The following is a 19,287-nucleotide window of genomic DNA, read 5'->3' as shown; positions in this document are numbered from 1 at the left end:
AACATCGGTGTTCCACTAAGTCGCATGACTGTTCCGGAAGGCACGTCTCGTTCGGTGTCCGTCCCGCGACTGCGGATCCTCTGGTCGTTCGCCCGGCCGCACCGGCGATCCCTGGCCCTCGCCCTCGTCCTCGCCCTCGTCGGGTCCGGGACGGGGCTGGCCACGCCGATGGTCACGAAGGGGGTGCTCGACGCGCTCGGCGGCTCCCAGTCGCTGCGCGGACCGCTGACGGCCCTGCTGCTCCTGCTGGTCGTCGGCAGCGCCGTCACCTACTGGCAGTGGACGCTGATCGGCACGCTGGGGGAGCGCGTGGTGCTCCGGGCCCGCGAGTCGATGGTGCGGCGCTTCCTGCGGGCCACCGTCACCGCCGTCACCCGCCGTCCGCCCGGCGAACTCGTCACCCGCGTCACCTCCGACACGGTCCTGCTGCACCAGGCCGCCACGGGCGCCCCGGTCGGCCTGATCAACGCCGTCGTCATGCTCTTGGGGACCCTGGTCCTCATGGCGGTCCTCGACCTGGTGCTGCTGGGCACGGTCGCGGCGGCCGTGGTGGTGGTCGGCGTCCTGTTCGCCGTCCTGATGCCCGGGATCGCGACCGCGCAGCAGCGCGCCCAGGACCACCTGGGACGGCTCGGCGGCAACCTGGAGGGCGCGCTGCGCGCGATCCGCACGGTCAAGGCCGGCCGCGCCGAGGACCGTACGGCCGAGCGCATCGTGGCCGACGCGCGCACCTCCGCCGAGCACGGCGTGCGCGCGGTCCGCCGCGAGGCCCTGGCCTGGACGATCGCGCTGGCCGGCATCCAGCTGGCGATCATCCTGGTGCTGGGCGTGGGCGCCTGGCGGGTCGCCGAGGGGGCCCTGGAGGTCTCCAGCCTCATCGCGTTCCTGCTGTACGCGTTCGGTCTGATGGACCCCATCAGCGAACTCAGCCAGAACGTCACCGCGCTCCAGTCGGGCATCGCCGCGGCGGAGCGGATCCGGGAGACGGAGGATCTGGAATCAGAGGATCTGGAATCTGAGGAGGAGGACGACGACGGCGTACGCGTGCCGGTGCCGGCACCGGCACCGGTGCCGGCGCGTGAAGCCGCCGCGCCGGACACCCCCGTGCTGGAACTGCGCGACGTCACCGCGGCCTACGGCCCCGACGCCGAACCGGCGGTGCGCGGCGTTGGCCTCGCGATCCCCCGGCGCGGGCACACCGCGATCGTCGGGCCGTCGGGGGCGGGCAAGACGACCCTGTTCTCCCTGGTGCTGCGCTTCCTGGAGCCGACCGGCGGCGAACTGCTGCTGGACGGCCGCCCCTACCGCGACCACACCCACGACGAGATCCGCTCCCGCCTGGCCTACGTCGAGCAGGACACCCCGGTCGTCCCCGGCACGATCCGCGACAACCTGCTGCTCGCCCGACCCGACGCGACGGACGCGGAACTGCGCCGGGTCCTGCGCGAGGTACGGCTGGCCGAGAAGATCGACGCCCTGGACGACGGACTCGACACGCCCCTGTCCGGCGCGGCGGTCTCGGGCGGGGAGCGGCAGCGCATCGCGCTGGCCCGGGCCCTGCTGCGCACGCCGGACGTCTTGCTCCTGGACGAGGCGACGGCCCAGCTCGACGGGCTGACCGAGGCCGCCGTCCAGGCGTGCGTCCGCTCCCGCGCGGCCGGCGGCGCCGTCGTCACGATCGCCCACCGGCTGTCGACCGTGATCGACGCGGACACCATCGTGGTGATGGAGGCGGGCCGCGTCCGCGCCCGGGGCAGCCACGCGGAGCTGCTCGCCACGGACGCGCTGTACCGCGAGCTGGTGGAGGCCCTGCGCATCGCCGCGCACCCGCAGTCGGTGTGACGGGTCCGCGCGGCGGGTGAGAGGCCCGGGTTGGCCGTTCGGCCGAGGCGGCGGGCCGCGGGCTCCCGAACGGTGGCCGTTCGGCCGAGGTGACGACCTCGGTGGTGGCTGGAGATTGAGGGCCGGTCCCTGACCCCCGTGACAGGAGTGAGGGCCCGCCCCTCCCCACCGTCACAGGAGTACGGCCATGGCCCTTCAGTTCCAGCCCGCGTCGAGCGCGCCGCCGGTCCCGGCCCCGCGCCTGCTCTGCCCCCGGGACGGCGTACGACGGACCGGCCGCCCGCGCGGACACCGCTGGGACGGCCGCCGCTGGGACCGCCGCTATGGTTCGGATGCGCCGGCTTCGCGCTCGCGCTGGCCGCCGTGACGACGCTGCCCGCCCACCGGGTGTGGGGCGGGTGCGCGGCCGTCGGCTACGCGGCGGCCGCCGTCCTGGCCGCCCGCAGCCGGGACGCCTGGGGCCGGACGAGCGCGCTCGCGGCGGTGGCGGGCTCAGTGCTGCTGCCGCTGGCGGTGCTGATGGTGCTGGGCACGGCCCAGCCGGAGGTCGGCGTCGTCGAGCACTCCGGCGACCTCCTGCTCACCACCGGCAGCCCGTACGGTGGCGGTGGGCGACTTCAACCCGTACCTGCCCGGCATGGCGCTCCTCGGCCTCCCGCACGCCCTGCTGGGCGACACCCCCCTCGCGGACGCCCGGCTGTGGTTCGGGGCGGTGTTCCTAGGGGCACTGGCCCTCGCAGCACGCCGAGGGCCCAGGTCCGCCGGTGGGCGTGGGGGCCGCGCGGCCCTGGTCAACCCCGCGCTGCTGCCGGCGAGTTGCCCCGCGGTCGCGCTGCCGTCGGCCGCGGGCGGGGTCGATCTGCCGGTGATCGGGCTGATGTGCCTGGGGCTGGCCCTGGCGGGGCGCCGGGGCGGGGCCGTCGCCGCGGGGGCGGCGATGGGAGCCGCGGCGGCGCTGAAGTGGACCGCCTGGCCGCTGCTGCCGGTCGCGCTGGTGCTGCTCGCGGTGACCGCGGGCCGCCGGGCCGCCGGGCCGCCGTGCGCGCCGCGGTGACGGCCCTGGCGGTGGCGGCAGCCGGAGTCGTGCCGTTCGCCCTCGCCGCCCCGCACGCGTTCGTCGAACACGTCGTGCTGTTCCCGCTCGGCGCGGCCGGCACCGGATCACCGGCGGTCAGCCCGCTGCCCGGCCAGCTGCTCGCCGCCCACGTGCCGGGCGGCCGCGCCCTCGCCGTGGCGGCCCTGGCGGCGACCGCCGTCGGGATGGCGGCCTGGCTCCTGGCCCGTCCGCCGCGCACGGTCGTCGCCGCGGCGGACCGGGTGGCGATCGGGCTGGGCCTGGCCATGTGCCTGATGCCCGCCACGCGCTTCGGCTACCTCGTATACCCGCTGGTGCTGGCCGCCTGGTTCCGCCGCGACCGGCTCACGGGCCGCACCGCACCACGAACGGTGAAGTCCGTTGGAGCCGAAGGCCGTTGACGGCGATCCGGTCGACGAGCGGCCGGTTTCCGATCAGCCACTGGGTGGATGTGCGGCACGCCCGCTCCCCACGAGGATGACCCCGACCTGTTCGATCACGACGTACGCGAAACCGACGTACTCGAACACCAAGGAAGGGGCAAGCCGTTGCGCTTCGTCCGGCTTCTCGGAACCGTCCTGGGCAGCACGCTGCTGACGACGACCGCCGTACTGACCGCGCCCGCCCAGGCCGGCCCGGCCACACCGCCTGCCGCGTCCTCAGACCGCACCTCCCTCGACGCGTCCGGTCTGCGCGCCTCGCTGGACGCCGCGCACGAGGCGGGCCTGTACGGCGTCTTCTCCGCCGTTCGGGACGGCGGCGAGCGGTGGACCGGCGCCTCCGGGGTGGCCGACGTGGCCACCGGGCGCCCCGTCACGCCGGGCATGCGGCAGCGGGTGGGCAGCATCAGCAAGACCTTCACCGCCGTCGCCGTGCTCCAGCAGGTGGAACGCGGCCGGATCCGGCTCGACGCGCCCGTCGCCGACTACCTCCCGGACCTGATACCCGGGGAGCGCGGCCGGGAGATCACCGTCCGGATGCTCCTCAACCACACCAGCGGGATCGGCGACCACGTCCTGGGCGCCTTCCCCTCCCTGCTCCAGAACTCGCCGGCCAGCCTCGACGAGGAGCGCTTCCGCTCCATCCCGCCCGAGGAACTGGTCCGGCTGGGCCTCGCGGCCCCCGCCACCGGACGCCCCGGCGAGCTGCCCGGCACGTACTCCAACACCAACTACGCCATCGCCGGGCTGCTCCTGGAGAAGGTCACCGGCCAGGACGCCGACGCGTACGTCACCCGCCACGTCATCCACCGGGCCGGACTGCGCCACACGTCCCTGCCGCGCACCCCGTACATCAAGGGCCCGCACCCGCGGATGTACGAGGCGCTGTACGGCCTGATCGACCCGCCCCGCGACTACAGCGTCTACGACATGTCCTGGATCTACGCGGCGGGCGCGGTCGTCTCCACCATGGACGACCTGAACCGCTTCTACCGCGCCCTGCTCGCCGGGAAGCTGGTGGGCGAGGCCGCCCTCGGCGAGATGCTGCGCACGGTCCCCGTGGGCGGCATGGACTACGGCCTCGGCATCCTCACCGTGGAACTGCCCGGCTGCGGCCGCTTCTGGGGCCACAGCGGAGCGGTGTTCGGCGCCGGCACGTTCGCCCTGACCAGCCGGGACGGCAAGCGCCAGGTCGCCTTCGCGCAGAACCTGATGAAGTACCAGAGCCTCGACGAGAACGGCCGCCCGTTGCCGCACCCGATCGACGAGGCCCTCACCACGCACATCGTCCGCGCCCTCTGCCCGGACGCCGGCGCGGCCGGTCTCGCGGCACGGGACGCCCGCGGGGAGCTCTCCCGGCTGCTGCCCGGAATCGCCACTTCTCAGTTGACCAACAGCCACAAGTTTGATCAGGTGTCTCATTAGTCTTGTTCGATTCTGATCGAGCATCGTGTGGCTCCCTGGGGGGGAGCTTGTGACGAGTTGGGGAGTTTCCTTGAGGCATCACGATTCCGTCGTGCCGCGCCGCGCCGGATTCCGGCGCGGCGCCGCCGCCCTGGCCTTCGTGGCCCTGACCGCCGGCACCGCCCTGACGGGCGCTCCGGCCGCCACGGCCGCCGGCAGCGAGGTGCTCGCCGGGAAGGCCTGCACGCCGACCGAGGGTTTCTCCGGGTGCCGGCTGTTCGATCCGACGGGCGCCCGCGAGGAGTTCCGGGTCCCGGCCGGCGTCACCGCGCTGGACGTGCGGGCCTGGGGCCAGGGCGGCGAGGGCACGCCCTTCGCCAACGGCGGCGCGGGCGGCTACACCGCGGGTGCGCTCCGCGTCACGCCCGGGGAGCGGCTGTCGGTCGCGGTCGGCGTGCAGGGCTTCGGCGACGCGCTCGGCGGCAAGGGCGGCGGCAAGGACGCCGCGGTCGGCGGCAACAGCAGCGGCGTGCGCACCAGTGACGGCGAGCCGCTGCTCATCGCCGCCGGTGGCGGCGGCGGTGGGTACGGCAGCATGGAGGCCGGCCAGGGCGGCCCCGGAGGCGGTGAGCGCGGCCAGGACGACACCGAGTCGGAGCGCGGCGGCAAGGGCGCGGCCGGTGACACCGGCGGCGCGGGCGGCGGCAACGGCTCCGCGGGCGCCGACGCGTCCGGCGGCGGCAAGGGCGGTGCGGGCGGCTCCGGTTCGGGCGGCCAGGGCGGGGGCGGCGGCGCCGGCCACGCGGGCGGCGGCGGTGGCGGCGGTACCGACGAGGAGCGGGGTGACGTCGGCAGCGGCGCGGGCGGCAGCAGCTACGCCGACCCCAACCGCGTGAGCGACGCCCGCCTGCTCAGCGGCAAGCGCACGGTGCCCGCCGCGAAGGACGACCCGTTCTGGCAGGGCTCCGGCGAGCCGGTGCGCGGCGGGATCGGCGAGGGCGGCGTCAACACCGACCGCTCCGGCAACGGGCGCGTCGTGTTCCAGTGGAAGGCCTCCGCGATCGCGGAGCTGGTCCAGGTCTCCGGCGCCGGCCAGACCACACAGCCGGGCGGCGGCGCCGACCCGGTGGCCGTGGTGGCCCGGGACAAGGCGGGCGACCCGGTCGAGAACGCCTCCGTCACCTTCACCATCGAGGACCCGGACAAGCTGGGCGCCTACTTCTACGTCAAGGGCGGCGCCGACACCACGAAGCTGGCCGTGCCGACCGATGCGCGGGGCCGCGCCGAGTCCCCGCTGATCGAGTCGGGCAGCAGCTCCAGGGAGGGCGAGTTCGCGATCCGCGCGGAGGTCGACGGCGTGTCGACGGTCTTCACCGTGCAGGTGAAGAAGTCGGCCTACGTCGTGTCCGTGGCGGGCGGTGACGACCAGCGGGCCGAGCAGGGCGAGGACTTCGCCGAGCCCCTCCAGGCCCAGGTGGTCAAGTCCGGCGCCACGGCACCGGCCGGCACCGAGGTCGAGTTCCGCGTCGAGGACGACAGCGAGGACGCACCCCGCTTCGAGGGCGGCGAGCAGGTCGTCCGCGTGCAGACGGACGAGCAGGGCAAGGCCGCGGCCCCTACCCTGACCGCCGGTGAGGGCACGGGCACGTACACCGTCGCCGCGTCGGTCGGCGATGCCATGACCCAGTTCGCGGTCGAGGTCGTCCCCGGTGACGGCTCCGACGATCCGGGCCCGGGCGACGACCCCTCCGACGACCCGAGCCCCTCGGCGACCCCGAGCCCCTCGCCCAGCACGAGCACGGGTACCTCCGGCACGACCGGCGGCACCGGCACCTCGACCACGGGCGGCGGCACGTCGACGGACCTCGACAGCGGCAGCCTCGCCACCACGGGCGCGGGCGGCACGGGCCTGCTCCTCGCGGCGGCCGCGGGCCTGGCCGCGGTGGGCTTCGCGGCGTTCCGGTTCGGTCCGCGTCTGAGGCTCCGCTCGCGCGACGACGGCTGACGTAGCGTCATCAAAACTGCCCACACCCGGTCCACCGGGTGCGGGCAGTCGGCGTTCCGGGCGTCCGAACCCCGCCCGCCTCGGTTCATGTTTCTGAATGGGAATCATGTACCAGTCTATTGACGCGTCCACGGCAGGCTCATACGTTGCGGCGGAGAAAGCGCTTGCTCCCCGTTCGGCACCCCACCCTTTGGAGACGAACGATGCAACTGAGACCAGTGATCGCGTCCGTCGGCCTCCTGGCCGGCACCCTCGTCGCGGTGTCCGGCAACCCGGCCCAGGCGGCGACCACCCGGTACGAGGCCGAGACCTCGCCGGCGGTCTGCACGGGCACCATCGACTCGAACTGGACCGGATTCTCCGGCAGTGGCTTCTGCAACGGCGACAACGGCACCGGCGGCTACGCGCAGTTCACCGTGAACGCGTCCGCCGCCGGCACGGCGACGCTGAAGGTCCGCTTCGCCAACGGCACGACCACCGCACGGCCCGCGAACATACTCGTGAACGGCACAACGGCCGCCACCGTCTCCTTCGAGGGCACCGGCGCGTGGAACACCTGGGCGACCAAGACGCTCACCGTGCCGTTGCGGGCGGGCAGCAACACCGTCCGGCTCGGCCCGACCACCTCCGCCGGCCTGCCCAACGTCGACTACCTCGACGTCGAGACGAGCAGCGGCGAACCGCAGCCCACCGGCCCGGTCCTGTACGTGTCACCGAACGGCACCGACAGCGCGGCCGGCACCGAGTCGAACCCGACGACGCTCACCTCGGCGATCAGCCGCATCGCCGCCGGCGGCACGATCTACCTGCGCGGCGGGACGTACCGCCACTCCCAGACGGTCACCATCCCGGCCGGTCGCAACGGCACCTCCGGCGACCGCACGGAACTGTTCGCCTACCCGGGCGAGACCCCCGTGCTGAACTTCTCCGCCCAGAGCGAGGACCCGGCCAACCGCGGCCTCGCCGTCAACGCGTCGTACTGGCACGTCAAGGGCCTCGTCGTCGAACGGGCCGGCGACAACGGCATCTTCATCGGCGGCAGCAACAACGTCATCGAGCGTACGGTGACCCGCTTCAACCGCGACTCGGGACTCCAGCTCTCGCGGGCGCTCTCCAGCACGCCCAAGGACCAGTGGCCGTCCAACAACCTGATCCTGAGCGCCGAGTCGCACGACAACGCCGACTCCGACGGCGAGGACGCCGACGGCTTCGCCCCGAAGCTCACCGTCGGCCCCGGGAACGTCTTCCGCTACACCGTCGCCCACCACAACATCGACGACGGCTACGACCTCTACACCAAGCCGGACACGGGCCCCATCGGCGCGGTGACCATCGAGGACTCCCTCGCCTACGACAACGGCACCCTCAGCGACGGCTCCCAGGCCGGCAACGGCGACCGCAACGGCTACAAGCTCGGCGGCGACGACATCGGCGTCAACCACATCGTCCGGCGCAGCATCGCCTACCAGAACGGCAAGCACGGCTTCACCTACAACAGCAACACCGGCACGATGCAGATCTCGGACAACGTCAGCATCGGCAACGAGCAGCGCAACTTCAACTTCGACTCCGGCAGCAAGTCGGTGTTCCGCAACAACACCTCGTGCGACAGCGGCTCCAACGACCGGATCATCGGAGACTCCGACAGCTCGAACCAGTTCTGGTCCGGCACCAACGGCTCCCGCTGCTCCTCCTACGCCGGTGCCCTGCGCTGGTCCTTCGCCTCGGACGGTCGCCTCGTGGTGACGTTCGGGGGCAGCCGGTAACCTGGCCGGATGGCTCTGGCATGCAACGACCTGCCGCACTGCTTCCTCTGACGCCGCGGTGAGGGCGGCGACGTGAGTCCGTCACGTCGCCGCTCCCGGCGTGTCCGCCACCGGCCGCCGCTTGCGCTCCGCAGAGGGCGTCGCGGCCGGTCCGGCGGGCGCCGACGACTCACCGTCCACCGCCCGCACCCGGCCCGGCGCCGCCTCGCGCCGCGCCGTGCCGCGCTCCGAGGAGCCTCCATGCCGCCCCTGCCCACGGGTACCGGCCACCGCCGCCCGTCCGACCGGCTGCTGACCATCCTGACCTGCCCCCTGTGCCCGGCCGGCCTCGACCGCGCCGACGGCGCCCTGCGCTGCCCCGGCCGGCACACCTTCGACATCGCCCGCCACGGATACGTCGGTCTGCTGACCGGCCACCGGCGGGCCCCGAGCGCCGACTCCGCCGAGATGGTCCGGTCCCGCGCCGCGTTCCTGCGCGCCGGGCACTACGACCCGCTCGCCCGCACCCTCGCGAAGCTCGCCACCGAACTGGCCCCGCCCGACGCCACCGTGCTGGACGCCGGCGCCGGCACCGGCCACTACCTCGCGGCGGTCCTGGACGCCCTCCCCGAGGCCCTGGGCCTGGGCCTGGACAGCTCCGTCCCCGCCCTGCGCGCCGCGGCCCGCGCCCATCCCCGCGCGGAGGCCGCCGCCTGGGACGTCTGGCAGCCATGGCCCGTCCGCACCGGCTGCGCCCACCTCCTGCTCAACGTCTTCGCACCCCGCAACGGACCGGAGTTCCACCGCGCCCTCAGGCCGGACGGCGCCCTGCTCGTCGTCACACCCACCGCCCGGCACCTGCGCGAACTCCACGAGCCGCTCGGCCTGCTGGCGGTCGACACCCGGAAGGAGGAACGCCTGCGCCGGACCCTGTCGCCCCACTTCCAGCCGGAACGCACCCAGCCGCTGGAGTACGCCATGACCCTGACACCCGAGGACACCACCAGCCTGGTGGCCATGACCCCGACCGCGCACCACCTCGACGCGGCGGAACTCCGACGCCGGATCGCGGAGTCGAGGACACCGACGCGGGTGACGGCCTCGTTCGCCGTGTCGGTGTACCGGCCTCGGCGGTCCGGTCAGTAGCCCCTGCGGGCGATGTACTCCTGCTGCGCCGACGTCAGCGTGCGGATCATGAGGGCGGCGGCCGTGGCGGCCGCCACGACGACCAGGTCGGCGGCGAGCAGGGGCAGGACGTCGGTGTAGGCGCGGGCGATGACCTCGTCCGTGGCGTCGGCGTAGACGAGGCCCGCGCCGCCGGCCAGGCCGGCCAGCCACAGGCCCCACCACCAGTTGACGACGGCGGGCAGCCGCCGCTCGGGGAAGACCGAGCGGTGGACGTCCGCGACCACGCCCCGGGGTATCCAGAGGTTGACGACGGGCACGATCCAGCCCAGGAAGAGCCAGAGGTAGGCGTAGCGCGGTTCCGTGCCGGACAGGGCCCGGGCGTTGTCCCGTACGCGGTCCAGCCAGAGCAGGAACGCGAGTGCGCAGACCGCCGTGACGGCGCTGCCCAGGGAGTCGACCAAGTGGTAGGAGTTCTCCAGGGCGTTCAGGGGGCGGTGCACGCCGCCGCCCTGGTCCGGTGGGCCGGACGCCGGCTGCCCCGCCGCGGCGAGCCGGATGTGCCAGACCGCCCGGGCCGCCCAGGCGACGGAGGCGAGGCCGAGGGCCACGACGGCACACCGGGCCGCGCCGCGGATCGGGCGCAGGGCGGGAGCGGGGGCGGTGCTGGAGGTTTCCTGATCGGTCACCCGTTCATCCTGTCGTACTCAGTTCCGAAGCCCTGCCCTCCCCGTCCCACCGCACCTCCAGGACGTGCTCGACCGCGTCCCGGTCGAGGGGGCCGAACACATGCGGGAACAGGGTGTCGCCGCCGACGCCGGGCGGCGGGGCGGGGGCCGCCGCCTCCCACTCCACCCTCGCGGTGAGGCGCGCCTCGTCGAGGGCGAGCACCAGCAGGGGCCTGGGCGCGTCCCGGTAGAAGGCGTTGACGACTGCCAGCGTGGTCGCCTCGTCGGGGGAGCAGTGGACGAAGCCCTCCTCGGCGAGGGAGGCGGGGGCGTAGGGCTGGTCGGGGGCGGTGTCCCAGACGGTGCGCGGTACGACGTGATAGATCATGGTCCCGTTATAGCCCCGTGGTCCATTCCGGTTTCAGATCCTGTCACAGGCCGAGGGCGGCGACCGTCCGCCGGGTCGCTTCGGCGATCAGGGCGTCCGAGGGCTCGGCGTCGTAGCCGGGGCGGTCGGTCATGACGGCGAGGACGAGCGGTTCGGTGCGGGGCGGGCGGACGACCGCGATGTCGTTGGCCCGGCCGTAGTTGCCCGTGCCGGTCTTGTCGGCCACGGTCCAGCCCTTGGGCAGCCCGGCCCGGATCCGGCGGGCGCCGACGGCGGTGGCGTTGTGGGAGAGCCAGTCCGTGAGCAGCGCCCGGTCGCGGGCGGGCAGGGCGGTGCCCAGGAGGAGTTTGCGGAAGTCGGTGGCGATCGCCCGTGGGGTGGTGGTGTCGCTGGGGTCGTCCGGGGGGACGTCGTGCAGTTCGGGCTCGTAGTGGTCCATGCGGCTGACCCTGTCGCCGAGTTGGCGCAGGTAGGCGGTGAGTTTCGCCGGGCCGCCGATGTCGCGCATCAGCAGGTTGCCGGCCGCGCCGTCGCTGAAGCGGACGGCGGCGTCGCAGAGTTGGCGCAGGGTCATGCCGGTGGCGAGGTGCCTGCCGGTGATCGGGGTGGTGGAGCGGAGGTCGGCCTTGGTGTAGGTGACGCGCCGGTCCAGGTCGTGCGGGGAGCGGTGGTGCAGGACGGCCGCCGCGGCCAGGGCCTTGAAGGTCGAGCAGAACGCGAAGCGCTCGTCGGCGCGGTGGGCCGCCGTGGCGCCGGTGCCGGTCGCGAGGGCGTAGACGCCGACCCGGGCACCGTACTCGCGCTCCAGGTCCGCGAGCCGGAGGCGACGCTCCGGCGGGCGGCTCGGCGCCGGGGCGGACCGGGTGGCCGGGGCGGACCGGTCCGCGCGGCCGGCGGGCCGGTCGTCCGTGCCGCAGGCGGCGAGGGGCAGCAGGGCCGCGGCGGCCAGGAAGGCGCGCCTGGGGGAGGCGCGACGGGAGGAGTCGCGGTGGGATGAGGCGCGGCGGGAGGGGGCCGGCCGGTCGGCGGACATGCGGGGTGCTCCGTTCACTCGGGTCTCACTCGCTTTCACTCCGGTCAGTCACTCGGGTCTCACTCGCTTTCACTCCGCGTCGCCGGGCACGGCGGCCAGCAGGCCGCGGACGACCGGTCCGGCGGAGCCGCCGCCCGTGACGCCCTCCTCGACGACGCAGGCGACGGCGACGTTGCCGCGGTGGGCGACGAGCCAGCCGTTGTTGTCCTGGTCGTCGGACACCTCGGCGGTGCCCGTCTTGGCGCCGATCTCGCCGGGCAGGTCGGAGAGGATCTTCGCGGTGCCGTCGGTGACGGTGGCGCGCAGCATCTCCCGCAGTTGGGTGACGACGTCCCGGGGCAGCGGGGTCGTGTCGGTCGTGTCCTTCGTGCCGTCGGTGAGCGAGGGCTGGTGGAAGGTGCCGGAGACGGCCGTCGCGGTGACGGACGCCATGATCAGCGGGTTGGCCTGCACCCGGCCCTGCCCGATCATCGAGGCGGCCTTCTCCGTCTCGTCCTTCGGCACCGGCACCGAGCCGTCGTACGAGGGAGCCCCGATGTGCCATTCCTGGCCCACGCCGAAGTAGGTGCGGGCCACGTCGCCCAGCTCCCCGTCGTCGAGCCGGTCGCGCAGGCTGATGAACGCGGTGTTGCACGACTCGGTGAAGTCCTTGCGGAAGGTGGCGCCCGGGTGCTCGGACAGCTCCACGTTCTGGAACCGCTTGCCCACCGTGAGGTACTTGGGGCAGTCCACCACGTCGTCCGGTGCGACGGCGTCCTTGAGCAGCAGGGCGCTGCTGGTGACGATCTTCCAGGTGGAGCCGGGCGCGTAGGTGCCGGAGAGGGCGCGGTTGAAGCCGGACGCCGGGGAGTTGGCCACGGCCAGGATCTCGCCGTCGTCGATGCGCAGGGCGACGAGCGCGGCGTTCTTGCCGTCGGCGTGGGCGGCGAGGGCCTGCTCGGCGGCGGACTGCCAGCCGGCGTCGAGGGTGGTGCGGACGGGGCCGTCGTCCCGGACGGTCCGCGCGCCGAACCTGGCCTCCGTGCGCTCCACCTCCCCGGTGACCCGGTCGACCAGGTGGATCGCGCCGCGCGCGCCGGAGTCCGTGCCTCCGCCTCCGCCGAGCCGGGTCATCAGGGGCGCGAGGGAGGGGTGTTCGTCGCCGGTCAGGGTCGCCCCCTGCCGGTCGGTGACCTCGGGGGGCTCGGTCTCCTCCCGTTCCAGGCGGAACTTCTCGGTGTCGCTGAGGCGCGGGTGGACGAGGGACAGCCGCCAGTCCACCTTCCAGGTGCCGTCGCCCTGCTCGCGCAGCGGCAGCTTCGACTCGTAGGTCCAGGTGCCGAGGCCGGTGACGGGCATCCTGGCGGTGAACGGGACGGTGACCGTGCCGTCCTCGGCCTCGACCGCCGGCTCGGCCGTCAGCTCGGGCCTGCCGAGGTCGAGTCCGGCGGTGAAGCTGTCCAGCACGCGCTCGGCCGTACCGGGGCTGGTCGTACGGCCCGCCGCGCTCGGCAGTCGGCCAGCGGCCCAGTCGGCGAGGAACGCGCGGGCCTGTTTCCCGGCGGCGGGGTCGGGTCCGGTGTCCCGCGCGAAGGGCCCGAGTCCGGCCGCGTACGCCCCGCCCGCGGCGACGGCCAGGACCACCGCCCCGGCGATCGCGGGCCGCAGGGCCTTCCTGCGCGGCCCGCGGCCTTGGACGGGGACACCGGTGTGGTCGGCGAGGGAATCCATGCGTCGAGCACAGCAGCGGCCGGGGCAGCCTGTCCAAGTCGTTTATCGATCTCACATCGATCAACATCCGATATGGTTCCTGCTCGTGGACCTGGTACGGCACCTGGAGTGCTTCGTGGCTGTTGCAGAAGAGTCACACTTCGGCCGTGCCGCGGCTCGCCTGGGCATGGCCCAGCCGCCGCTCTCGCAGCGCATCCAGCGTCTGGAGAAGCATCTGGGCGTCCGGCTCTTCGAGCGCACGAGCCGGCAGGTGACCATCACCGAGGCCGGGACGCTGCTGCTGGCCGAGGCACGGGAGGTGCTCGCCCGCTCCGAGGCGCTGATGGCCACCGCGCGCCGCATCCGGGACGGCGAGACCGGCCTGCTGCGGGCCGCGCTCCCCCCGGACGTCTCCGGCGAGACGGTCGCCGCGCTGCTGGCGGGCTTCACCGGCACCGGCGCCGCCGGACTGGAACTCGAACTGCACGAGCTGTCCACCGCCCAGCAACTGGAGCGGTTCGCCGCGCACGAGCTGGACGTCGGGCTCATCCACCACCCCTGCGACGTCTCCGGCCTGGAGCTGGGCCCGGTGCTGCGGCGCGAGCTGGGCGTGCTGCTGCCGGGCGACGCGGCGGCGGCCGGGCTCGACGAGGTCCCGCTCGCCTCCCTCACCGGCTACGACCTGATCCTCTTCCCCCGCACGGCCGCCCCCGCGGTCTACGACGATCTCCTGACCACCTGCGCCCGCAACGGCTACACCCCACCCACCGTCCGCCACGCCCAGGGCGCCAGCTTCGTGCGCGGACTGGTGCTGTCGGCACGGGCCGTGGCCTTCAGCCCGCGCGACGCGCACGGCGACGGGGAGGGGGACCCGAGTCAGCGCCCGGCCTCCGGCGTCGTCTGGCGGCCCCTCACCGGTGCCCCGCTCGCCCTGCGGCACTCCGTCGCCTGGCCCGGCGGGCGCGGGGACGCCGCCGTGGCCGCCTTCGCCGAGGCCGCGACGCACGCGCTGCGCACCACTGCCGGTGCGATGCCCGACCTGCCCTCCCGCCCGCTCCATCTGCGCCCGGCCTCGGAGTACTGGCTGTGACCGACGCCCTCGCCCGCATCCACGCGGCCTTCGCCGACGCCGGGGTCACCGGCCGGCTGCACGCCGTCGACATCGACACCGGCGCGCAGCTCGACGCCGGCGCGGACCAGCCGGTCTGCACCGCCAGCGTCCACAAGCTGTGTCTGCTCGTCACCCTCCACGAGCAGGCGGCGGAGGGGATCCTGGACCTCACCGAGCAGGTCGAGTGCCCGCCGGAGGGCCGCACCACCGGCCCGACGGGGCTCGCCGCCATGCTCGACGGCGCCCGGCTGTCCCTGCGGGACCTCGCGTATCTGATGATGTCCGTCAGCGACAACGCCGCCGCCGACCTGCTGCTGGGGCGCGTCGGCCTCGACGCCGTCAACCGCACCACGGCCCGGCTCGGCCTCACCCGCACCCGCGCCGTCCACACCTTCGGCGAACTCCTCGCCACCATCAAGGAGGACGCCGGACCCGGCGGCGCCGGTGCGCTGGCCGACCCGCACGTCGTCACCCGGCTCCGCGCGCTCGACCCGGCCCGCACCAACCGCAGCACCCCGCGCGACATGACCCGGCTGCTCGGCGCCGTCTGGCGCGACGAGGCGTGCACGCCCGAGCACGGCGCGGCCATCCGGCGCCTGCTGGGCCTCCAGGTGTGGCCGCACCGGCTGGCCTCCGGCTTCCCCTTCGACGACGTCCATGTCGCGGGCAAGACGGGCAGCCTGCCGACCGTGCGCAACGAGGTCGGCGTCGTCGAGTACCCCGACGGGGGCCGCTACGCCGTCGCCGTCTTCACGCGCACGGCCCGCACCTCCGCGCTGCTGCCCGCCGCCGACGCCGTCATCGGCACGGCGGCCCGCCTGGCCGTGGACGCACTGCGCGCTCCCTGAGGGGGCCTTGCCCTGAGGGCGCAGTGCGTCCCGGTCACGCGCTCAGAGCTGGAACTCGGCGGGCGACACCCCCAGCGCCGCGCAGGCCTCGCGCAGGACCGTCGCCTCGGCCTGGGAGAAGTGGCCGTCGGCACCGGCGATGACCATGCCGGTCTGGATGACCGCCCGGGCCTCGGTCGGCTTCTTGGCGGCCTTGGCGATCTCCTGCATGGCCTCGGCCTTGCCGTGCTGGAAGTTGGCGGTCAGCTGGTCCACATGCTTGTTGAAACGCTGGCGCAGCTGCTCCGGCGGGAAGTTCTGCAGCACGTCGTTGCTGAGGATCATCGACTCGACCTGCTGCCGCTCGGCCGGGTCCACGTGCCCGTCCGCCGCCGCGACCAGCGCGCACACCGCCATGCTCGCGTCCCGGTACGCACCGCTCTTCAACTCGTTCTTCAGCGACCCGAGCTGCGTCTTCAGCAGGCCGACCAGCTGGGCCTTGCTCCCACCGCCGGACCTCGACCCGCTCGTCCCGCCGCTGTGCGTGCCACCGTGCCCGCCGGTCGTCGCGCCTCGCCCGGCCTGACCCTGCTGGAGAGCCTTGGCCTGGTCCTTGAGCCGGTCCCACACTGCCATTGCCGCCACCTCGGTATTCGTCAGCATCAACTGGCGCACTCGCTCACGCGCGCACACCCTTCCAACGCCCGGTCCCCGGGCAAAGGTTCCGCAAAACGCATCTCTCTCACCCGGCATTGACCTTCCGCGGATACCGTCCGCCCTGGCCGGACGGAAGAGGCCAGGTGGAAGGGGCGAGGAGCATCGTGGGCGGACATCTGCCGGAGCCGACCCTCGGGCGGCTGCTGGAGTCGTGGCGGTGGGACGTCCCCGCGCTGGTCCTGGTCGGGGTGCTGGGCGGGCTCTACGGCTGGGGTGTCGCGCGGGTGCACGGCCGGGGCGGCACCTGGCCGCTCGGGCGGCTCGCCGCGTTCGTGGTCCTCGGGCTCGGCACGATCGTCGTGGCCACGATGTCCGCTCTCGCCGTCTACGACCACGAGCTGTTCTGGCCGGCCGCCGTGCAGAACGTAGGCCTCGACCTGCTCGCGCCGCTGGGGCTGGCCCTCGGCGACCCGCTGCGGCTCGCGGTCGAGGCGCTGCCGGAGGGCGGTGCGCGGCGGGTGCGGCGGGTGCTGACCGGGCGGCTCGTCAGGGTGCTGACGTTCCCCCTCGTCAGCACGGCCCTGGTGCTGGCCACCGAACTGACCGTCTACTTCACGCCGTACTTCGCCACCGCGCTGCGCGTGGGCTGGCTGCACGAGCTGATGTACCTGCACCTCCTGGCGGCCGGCTGCCTGTTCGTCCTCCCGGTGCTCACCCGCGAGCAGGCCCTGCCCGCCTGGTGCACCCACCCCGTCCGGGCGGCCCTGGTCTTCCTGGACGGCGTCGTCGACGCGGTCCCGGGCCTGGTGGTCATGACGCACGGCACGCTGATCGCGGGCGCGTGGTACCTGCACCACGCGCCGCCCTGGTCCCCCGACGTCCACCACGACCAGCAGATCGGCGGAGGCGCCATGCTGGCCATCGCCGAACTCGTCGCCCTGCCCTTCCTGTTGGCGATCCTCGCCCAATGGGTCCGCGCCGAGCGCGCCCAGACGGCCGTACTGGACGCCCGTCTGGACGGTGAACTCGCGCCGGTCGTCCGTACGGCGGACGCGGCAGGGGCTCCCGAGCTGGTCCGGCCCTGGTGGGAGACCGAGGCGGGCGAGGTGGCCGAGCGGGTGCGGCGGCGGGGGCCGGGTGCCTGACCCGGGCCCCGGCGGCCCTGGTCACCGGCCGGTCGTGGCCGACTGGCGGTCCGTGCCCGGACGGGCCGCCGACGGGACGGGGTCCACCGAGGGCGGGGTGGCCGACGGGGCGCGGGACGGGGCCGTCGGGCTCGTCGCCTCGCCGGGGCCGGGGGTGCCGGGGCTGGACGTGCGGGGGTTCGCCGTGCCGGGGCGGGGCGTGTCCGGGGTCGGCGTACGGGACTCGGAGGGGGACGGCGCCGGGGTGGGGGGCGCCGAGGGGGCGGGCGGTGCCGTGCTCGCGGGCGGGGCCATCGGGACCGTCGGGGCCGCGGGGCGCTCCGGCGCCGTGAGGCGCAGGGGAAGGGCGACGAGGGCCGCCACCGCGCAGCACACGCCGGCTCCGGCCGCGGTGCGCAGCAGGCGGCGGCGGGTCGCCCTGCGGCGGATCGCCCCGTACCGGCCGGGCGGCGCGCTCAGGTAGTCGGGGGAGGAGGGGCGCAGGAGCACGGCGAGGGGATCGTCGGGGCCGGACTCCGCGTCGCCCCGGTCGTCGTCAAGGCGTGTGGTCAAGGCTTCTCCTCAGGTGGACGCGGAGCAGTTCGCGGGCCGCGTGCAGGTCGGCCTTGACGGTTCCTTCCTTGCGCCCGGTCAGCACGGACACCTCCCGGATCGGCATGTCAGCGTAGTAGTGGAGCAGGATCGGGACGCGCAGTCGCTCCGGCAGCGACTGCACGAGCATCCGCACCGACGGGTCGGCCTGCTCGGGGTGGGGGCGTACGGCGGCTTCCGAGGTGACGCGGTGCATGGCCCGGCGCTCGCGCTCCAGCTTGCGCCAGTGGTCGCGGACGAGGTTGGCGGCGGTGACGTAGAGGAAGCCGCGCGGCTCCTCCACCCTCGTCCAGCGGGCCCAGAGCCGGGTGAACGCCTCCGAGGCGATCTCGTGGGCCGTCTCGTCGTCGTCGACGAGCCGGCGGCACCAGCCGGCGAGGCGCGGGTAGAGGGCGGCGAACAGCTCGGACGCGGCCTTCTCGCGGGACCGTTTCAACGCTCTCCAGGGGTGGCCGGACCGGTGCCGCTCAGCGCGGCGAACACGATCACGTTGTCCGCGTATTCGTCGCCGGTACGCGCTCCGCCGCACGTGATCAGCCGCAGCTCCGGGCGGTCCACGTTCCCGTAGACGTCGTCCGCCGGGAAGTCGGTTTTCGGGACCGTCCGTACGGCCGTGACGGCGAACCGCGCCGCCGTGCCGTTCTCCAGGCGCGCCACGATGCGGTCGCCCCGGCGCAGCCGGGCCAGGTGACGGAAGACGCCGTCGCCGTACCGGCCGACGGTGACATGGCCGAGGATCACCGACGGGCCGGTCCGGCCGGGCGTCGGCGAGTGCCGGTACCAGCCCGCCCGGTCGTCGGCCGTGACCGGCGGCACCTCCACGGTGCCGTCCGGAGCCAGCCCCAGCCGCATGACCGGGGTGTCGACGCCGATCGCCGGGATCAGCAGCCGGACCGGGACCGAACGGGCCAGGGGACGCCTGCGCCCGGCCGCGACCGGCGGCGGTGGGGTCCTGGAAGCGTGCCCTTCCGGCGCGGGACCGCCGCCGCAGGCCGTCAGCAGGGACGCCAGCGCCCCGGCCGTGAACGCGCGCCTGGAGAACGCGGTCATGCCCCGGTCGCCCGGCGGCGGCGTACGACGAAGACCGTGCCGCCGCCGAGGGCGAGCACCGCGGCGGCGCCCGCGCCGATCGCCGTGCCGTTCGTTCCGGAGCCCGAGGACGCCCCCGTCACGCCGGTGTCGGGCGCACCGCTCGGCCGGACGGAGACCTGGTCGCCGGCCGGTGCCTGGGTCGGTGCCTCGGCCGGTGTCCGGGTCGGTTCGGCACTCGGCGCCGGGCGGGCCGGCCCGTCACTGGGCGCCGGTGCGGCGCTCTCCTGCGGCTGGGGGGTGGCCGCGGCGGACGTCGGGGCCGGGCTCGGGGTCGTCGCGCCGGTCGCGAACGCGGGCCCCGTGCCCATCAGTACGGCGGTGCCCGCGAGGGCCAGGACGCTGAGGACGGTTCGGCGCATGGATCGGCGCATGGAGTCGCACTCCTAGGTCGGGTGACAGGTCGTGCGGAGAGACGAGGCGGGGGCCGGGCGGGTTGTAAAGAGCTGGCAA

At 74.5% G+C, this 19,287-nt stretch carries 20 protein-coding genes; 10 read left to right on the top strand and 10 right to left on the bottom strand.

Annotation, left to right across the window (positions count from 1 at the left end; genetic code table 11):
* Window positions 1–24: 24 nt before the first annotated feature.
* Window positions 25–1,842 carry an ABC transporter ATP-binding protein gene (locus IE255_RS24985; RefSeq protein ID WP_229906570.1) on the top strand — a complete coding sequence of 606 codons (1,818 nt, stop codon included), beginning with the start codon at window positions 25–27 and terminating at the stop codon, window positions 1,840–1,842.
* A gap of 492 nt (window positions 1,843–2,334) precedes the next feature.
* On the opposite strand, the gene IE255_RS40205 is transcribed toward IE255_RS24985, so the two are convergent.
* Window positions 2,335–2,481 (bottom strand): hypothetical protein, encoded by a 147-nt coding sequence (locus IE255_RS40205; RefSeq protein ID WP_190052585.1) that lies wholly within the window; start codon window positions 2,479–2,481, stop codon window positions 2,335–2,337.
* Here IE255_RS40205 and IE255_RS40200 point away from each other — a divergent pair.
* The 6 genes from IE255_RS40200 to IE255_RS24950 all read left to right on the top strand — a co-directional run bounded on the left by IE255_RS40200 (window position 2,480) and on the right by IE255_RS24950 (window position 9,657).
* Complete coding sequence (locus IE255_RS40200) at window positions 2,480–2,896, top strand: hypothetical protein (protein WP_190052584.1); 417 nt, start codon at window positions 2,480–2,482, stop codon at window positions 2,894–2,896. The genes IE255_RS40205 and IE255_RS40200 overlap by 2 nt on opposite strands.
* Window positions 2,881–3,318, top strand: a complete 438-nt coding sequence (locus IE255_RS40195) for a hypothetical protein (protein WP_190052583.1) — start codon at window positions 2,881–2,883, stop codon at window positions 3,316–3,318. Before IE255_RS40200 ends, IE255_RS40195 begins: the two co-directional genes overlap by 16 nt.
* Before the next feature lie 147 nt (window positions 3,319–3,465).
* On the top strand, window positions 3,466–4,782 hold the full coding sequence (locus tag IE255_RS24965; protein ID WP_190052582.1) for a serine hydrolase domain-containing protein: 1,317 nt from the start codon (window positions 3,466–3,468) through the stop codon (window positions 4,780–4,782).
* Between the two features lie 70 nt (window positions 4,783–4,852).
* Window positions 4,853–6,766 (top strand): hypothetical protein, encoded by a 1,914-nt coding sequence (locus IE255_RS24960; RefSeq protein ID WP_190052581.1) that lies wholly within the window; start codon window positions 4,853–4,855, stop codon window positions 6,764–6,766.
* Window positions 6,767–6,969: 203 nt separating this feature from the next.
* Window positions 6,970–8,532, top strand: a complete 1,563-nt coding sequence (locus IE255_RS24955) for a right-handed parallel beta-helix repeat-containing protein (protein ID WP_190052580.1) — start codon at window positions 6,970–6,972, stop codon at window positions 8,530–8,532.
* Window positions 8,533–8,772: 240 nt separating this feature from the next.
* The gene (locus tag IE255_RS24950) at window positions 8,773–9,657 is read left to right on the top strand and encodes a putative RNA methyltransferase (RefSeq protein WP_190052579.1); all 885 of its coding nucleotides are present in this window, start codon (window positions 8,773–8,775) and stop codon (window positions 9,655–9,657) included.
* Here the strand turns inward: IE255_RS24950 and IE255_RS24945 are convergent.
* From IE255_RS24945 to IE255_RS24930, 4 genes are all read right to left on the bottom strand, one after another.
* On the bottom strand, window positions 9,651–10,325 hold the full coding sequence (locus tag IE255_RS24945) for a DUF4328 domain-containing protein (protein WP_190052578.1): 675 nt from the start codon (window positions 10,323–10,325) through the stop codon (window positions 9,651–9,653). The two genes, IE255_RS24950 and IE255_RS24945, sit on opposite strands and share 7 nt — an antisense overlap.
* Window positions 10,326–10,329: 4 nt before the next feature.
* Entirely contained in the window at window positions 10,330–10,692 is a 363-nt protein-coding gene (locus IE255_RS24940) for a DUF952 domain-containing protein (RefSeq protein WP_190052577.1), read from the bottom strand.
* A 43-nt stretch (window positions 10,693–10,735) separates the two neighbouring features.
* The gene (gene bla / locus IE255_RS24935) at window positions 10,736–11,725 is read right to left on the bottom strand and encodes a class A beta-lactamase (protein WP_190052576.1); all 990 of its coding nucleotides are present in this window, start codon (window positions 11,723–11,725) and stop codon (window positions 10,736–10,738) included.
* 69 nt (window positions 11,726–11,794) lie between these two features.
* A complete protein-coding gene (locus tag IE255_RS24930; protein ID WP_190052575.1) occupies window positions 11,795–13,435 on the bottom strand; it encodes a penicillin-binding transpeptidase domain-containing protein in 1,641 nt (546 codons plus the stop codon).
* 85 nt (window positions 13,436–13,520) lie between these two features.
* Here IE255_RS24930 and IE255_RS24925 point away from each other — a divergent pair, with 85 nt between their 5' ends.
* Window positions 13,521–14,504 carry a LysR family transcriptional regulator gene (locus IE255_RS24925; RefSeq protein ID WP_268255759.1) on the top strand — a complete coding sequence of 328 codons (984 nt, stop codon included), beginning with the start codon at window positions 13,521–13,523 and terminating at the stop codon, window positions 14,502–14,504.
* Window positions 14,501–15,373: a serine hydrolase gene (locus IE255_RS24920; RefSeq protein WP_190052573.1), complete on the top strand. Its 873-nt coding sequence runs from the start codon at window positions 14,501–14,503 to the stop codon at window positions 15,371–15,373. The genes IE255_RS24925 and IE255_RS24920 overlap by 4 nt, the downstream gene beginning before the upstream one ends.
* Before the next feature lie 42 nt (window positions 15,374–15,415).
* Here the strand turns inward: IE255_RS24920 and IE255_RS24915 are convergent, their stop codons facing one another.
* Window positions 15,416–15,988 carry a tellurite resistance TerB family protein gene (locus IE255_RS24915; RefSeq protein ID WP_190052572.1) on the bottom strand — a complete coding sequence of 191 codons (573 nt, stop codon included), beginning with the start codon at window positions 15,986–15,988 and terminating at the stop codon, window positions 15,416–15,418.
* Window positions 15,989–16,170: 182 nt separating this feature from the next.
* Between IE255_RS24915 and IE255_RS24910 the strand changes: the two genes are divergently transcribed.
* Window positions 16,171–17,154, top strand: coding sequence for a cytochrome c oxidase assembly protein (locus IE255_RS24910; RefSeq protein WP_190052638.1), 984 nt, complete (start codon window positions 16,171–16,173; stop codon window positions 17,152–17,154).
* Window positions 17,155–17,175: 21 nt separating this feature from the next.
* On the opposite strand, the gene IE255_RS24905 is transcribed toward IE255_RS24910, so the two are convergent.
* The 4 genes from IE255_RS24905 to IE255_RS24890 are packed head-to-tail and all read right to left on the bottom strand — an operon-like array spanning window position 17,176 to window position 19,196.
* Window positions 17,176–17,706 (bottom strand): hypothetical protein, encoded by a 531-nt coding sequence (locus IE255_RS24905; protein ID WP_190052571.1) that lies wholly within the window; start codon window positions 17,704–17,706, stop codon window positions 17,176–17,178.
* Window positions 17,690–18,181 carry an RNA polymerase sigma factor gene (locus IE255_RS24900; RefSeq protein ID WP_190052570.1) on the bottom strand — a complete coding sequence of 164 codons (492 nt, stop codon included), beginning with the start codon at window positions 18,179–18,181 and terminating at the stop codon, window positions 17,690–17,692. The genes IE255_RS24905 and IE255_RS24900 overlap by 17 nt, the downstream gene beginning before the upstream one ends.
* Window positions 18,178–18,795, bottom strand: coding sequence for a class F sortase (locus IE255_RS24895; RefSeq protein WP_190052569.1), 618 nt, complete (start codon window positions 18,793–18,795; stop codon window positions 18,178–18,180). Before IE255_RS24895 ends, IE255_RS24900 begins: the two co-directional genes overlap by 4 nt.
* Entirely contained in the window at window positions 18,792–19,196 is a 405-nt protein-coding gene (locus IE255_RS24890) for a Tat pathway signal sequence domain protein (protein ID WP_190052637.1), read from the bottom strand. The genes IE255_RS24895 and IE255_RS24890 overlap by 4 nt, the downstream gene beginning before the upstream one ends.
* Window positions 19,197–19,287: the final 91 nt, after the last annotated feature.

It is taken from the genome of Streptomyces lomondensis (assembly GCF_014651035.1).
GTDB lineage: Bacteria > Actinomycetota > Actinomycetes > Streptomycetales > Streptomycetaceae > Streptomyces > Streptomyces lomondensis.
Note: the sequence above shows the minus strand (reverse complement) of the source record. Positions and strands in the feature narration are given on the sequence as shown.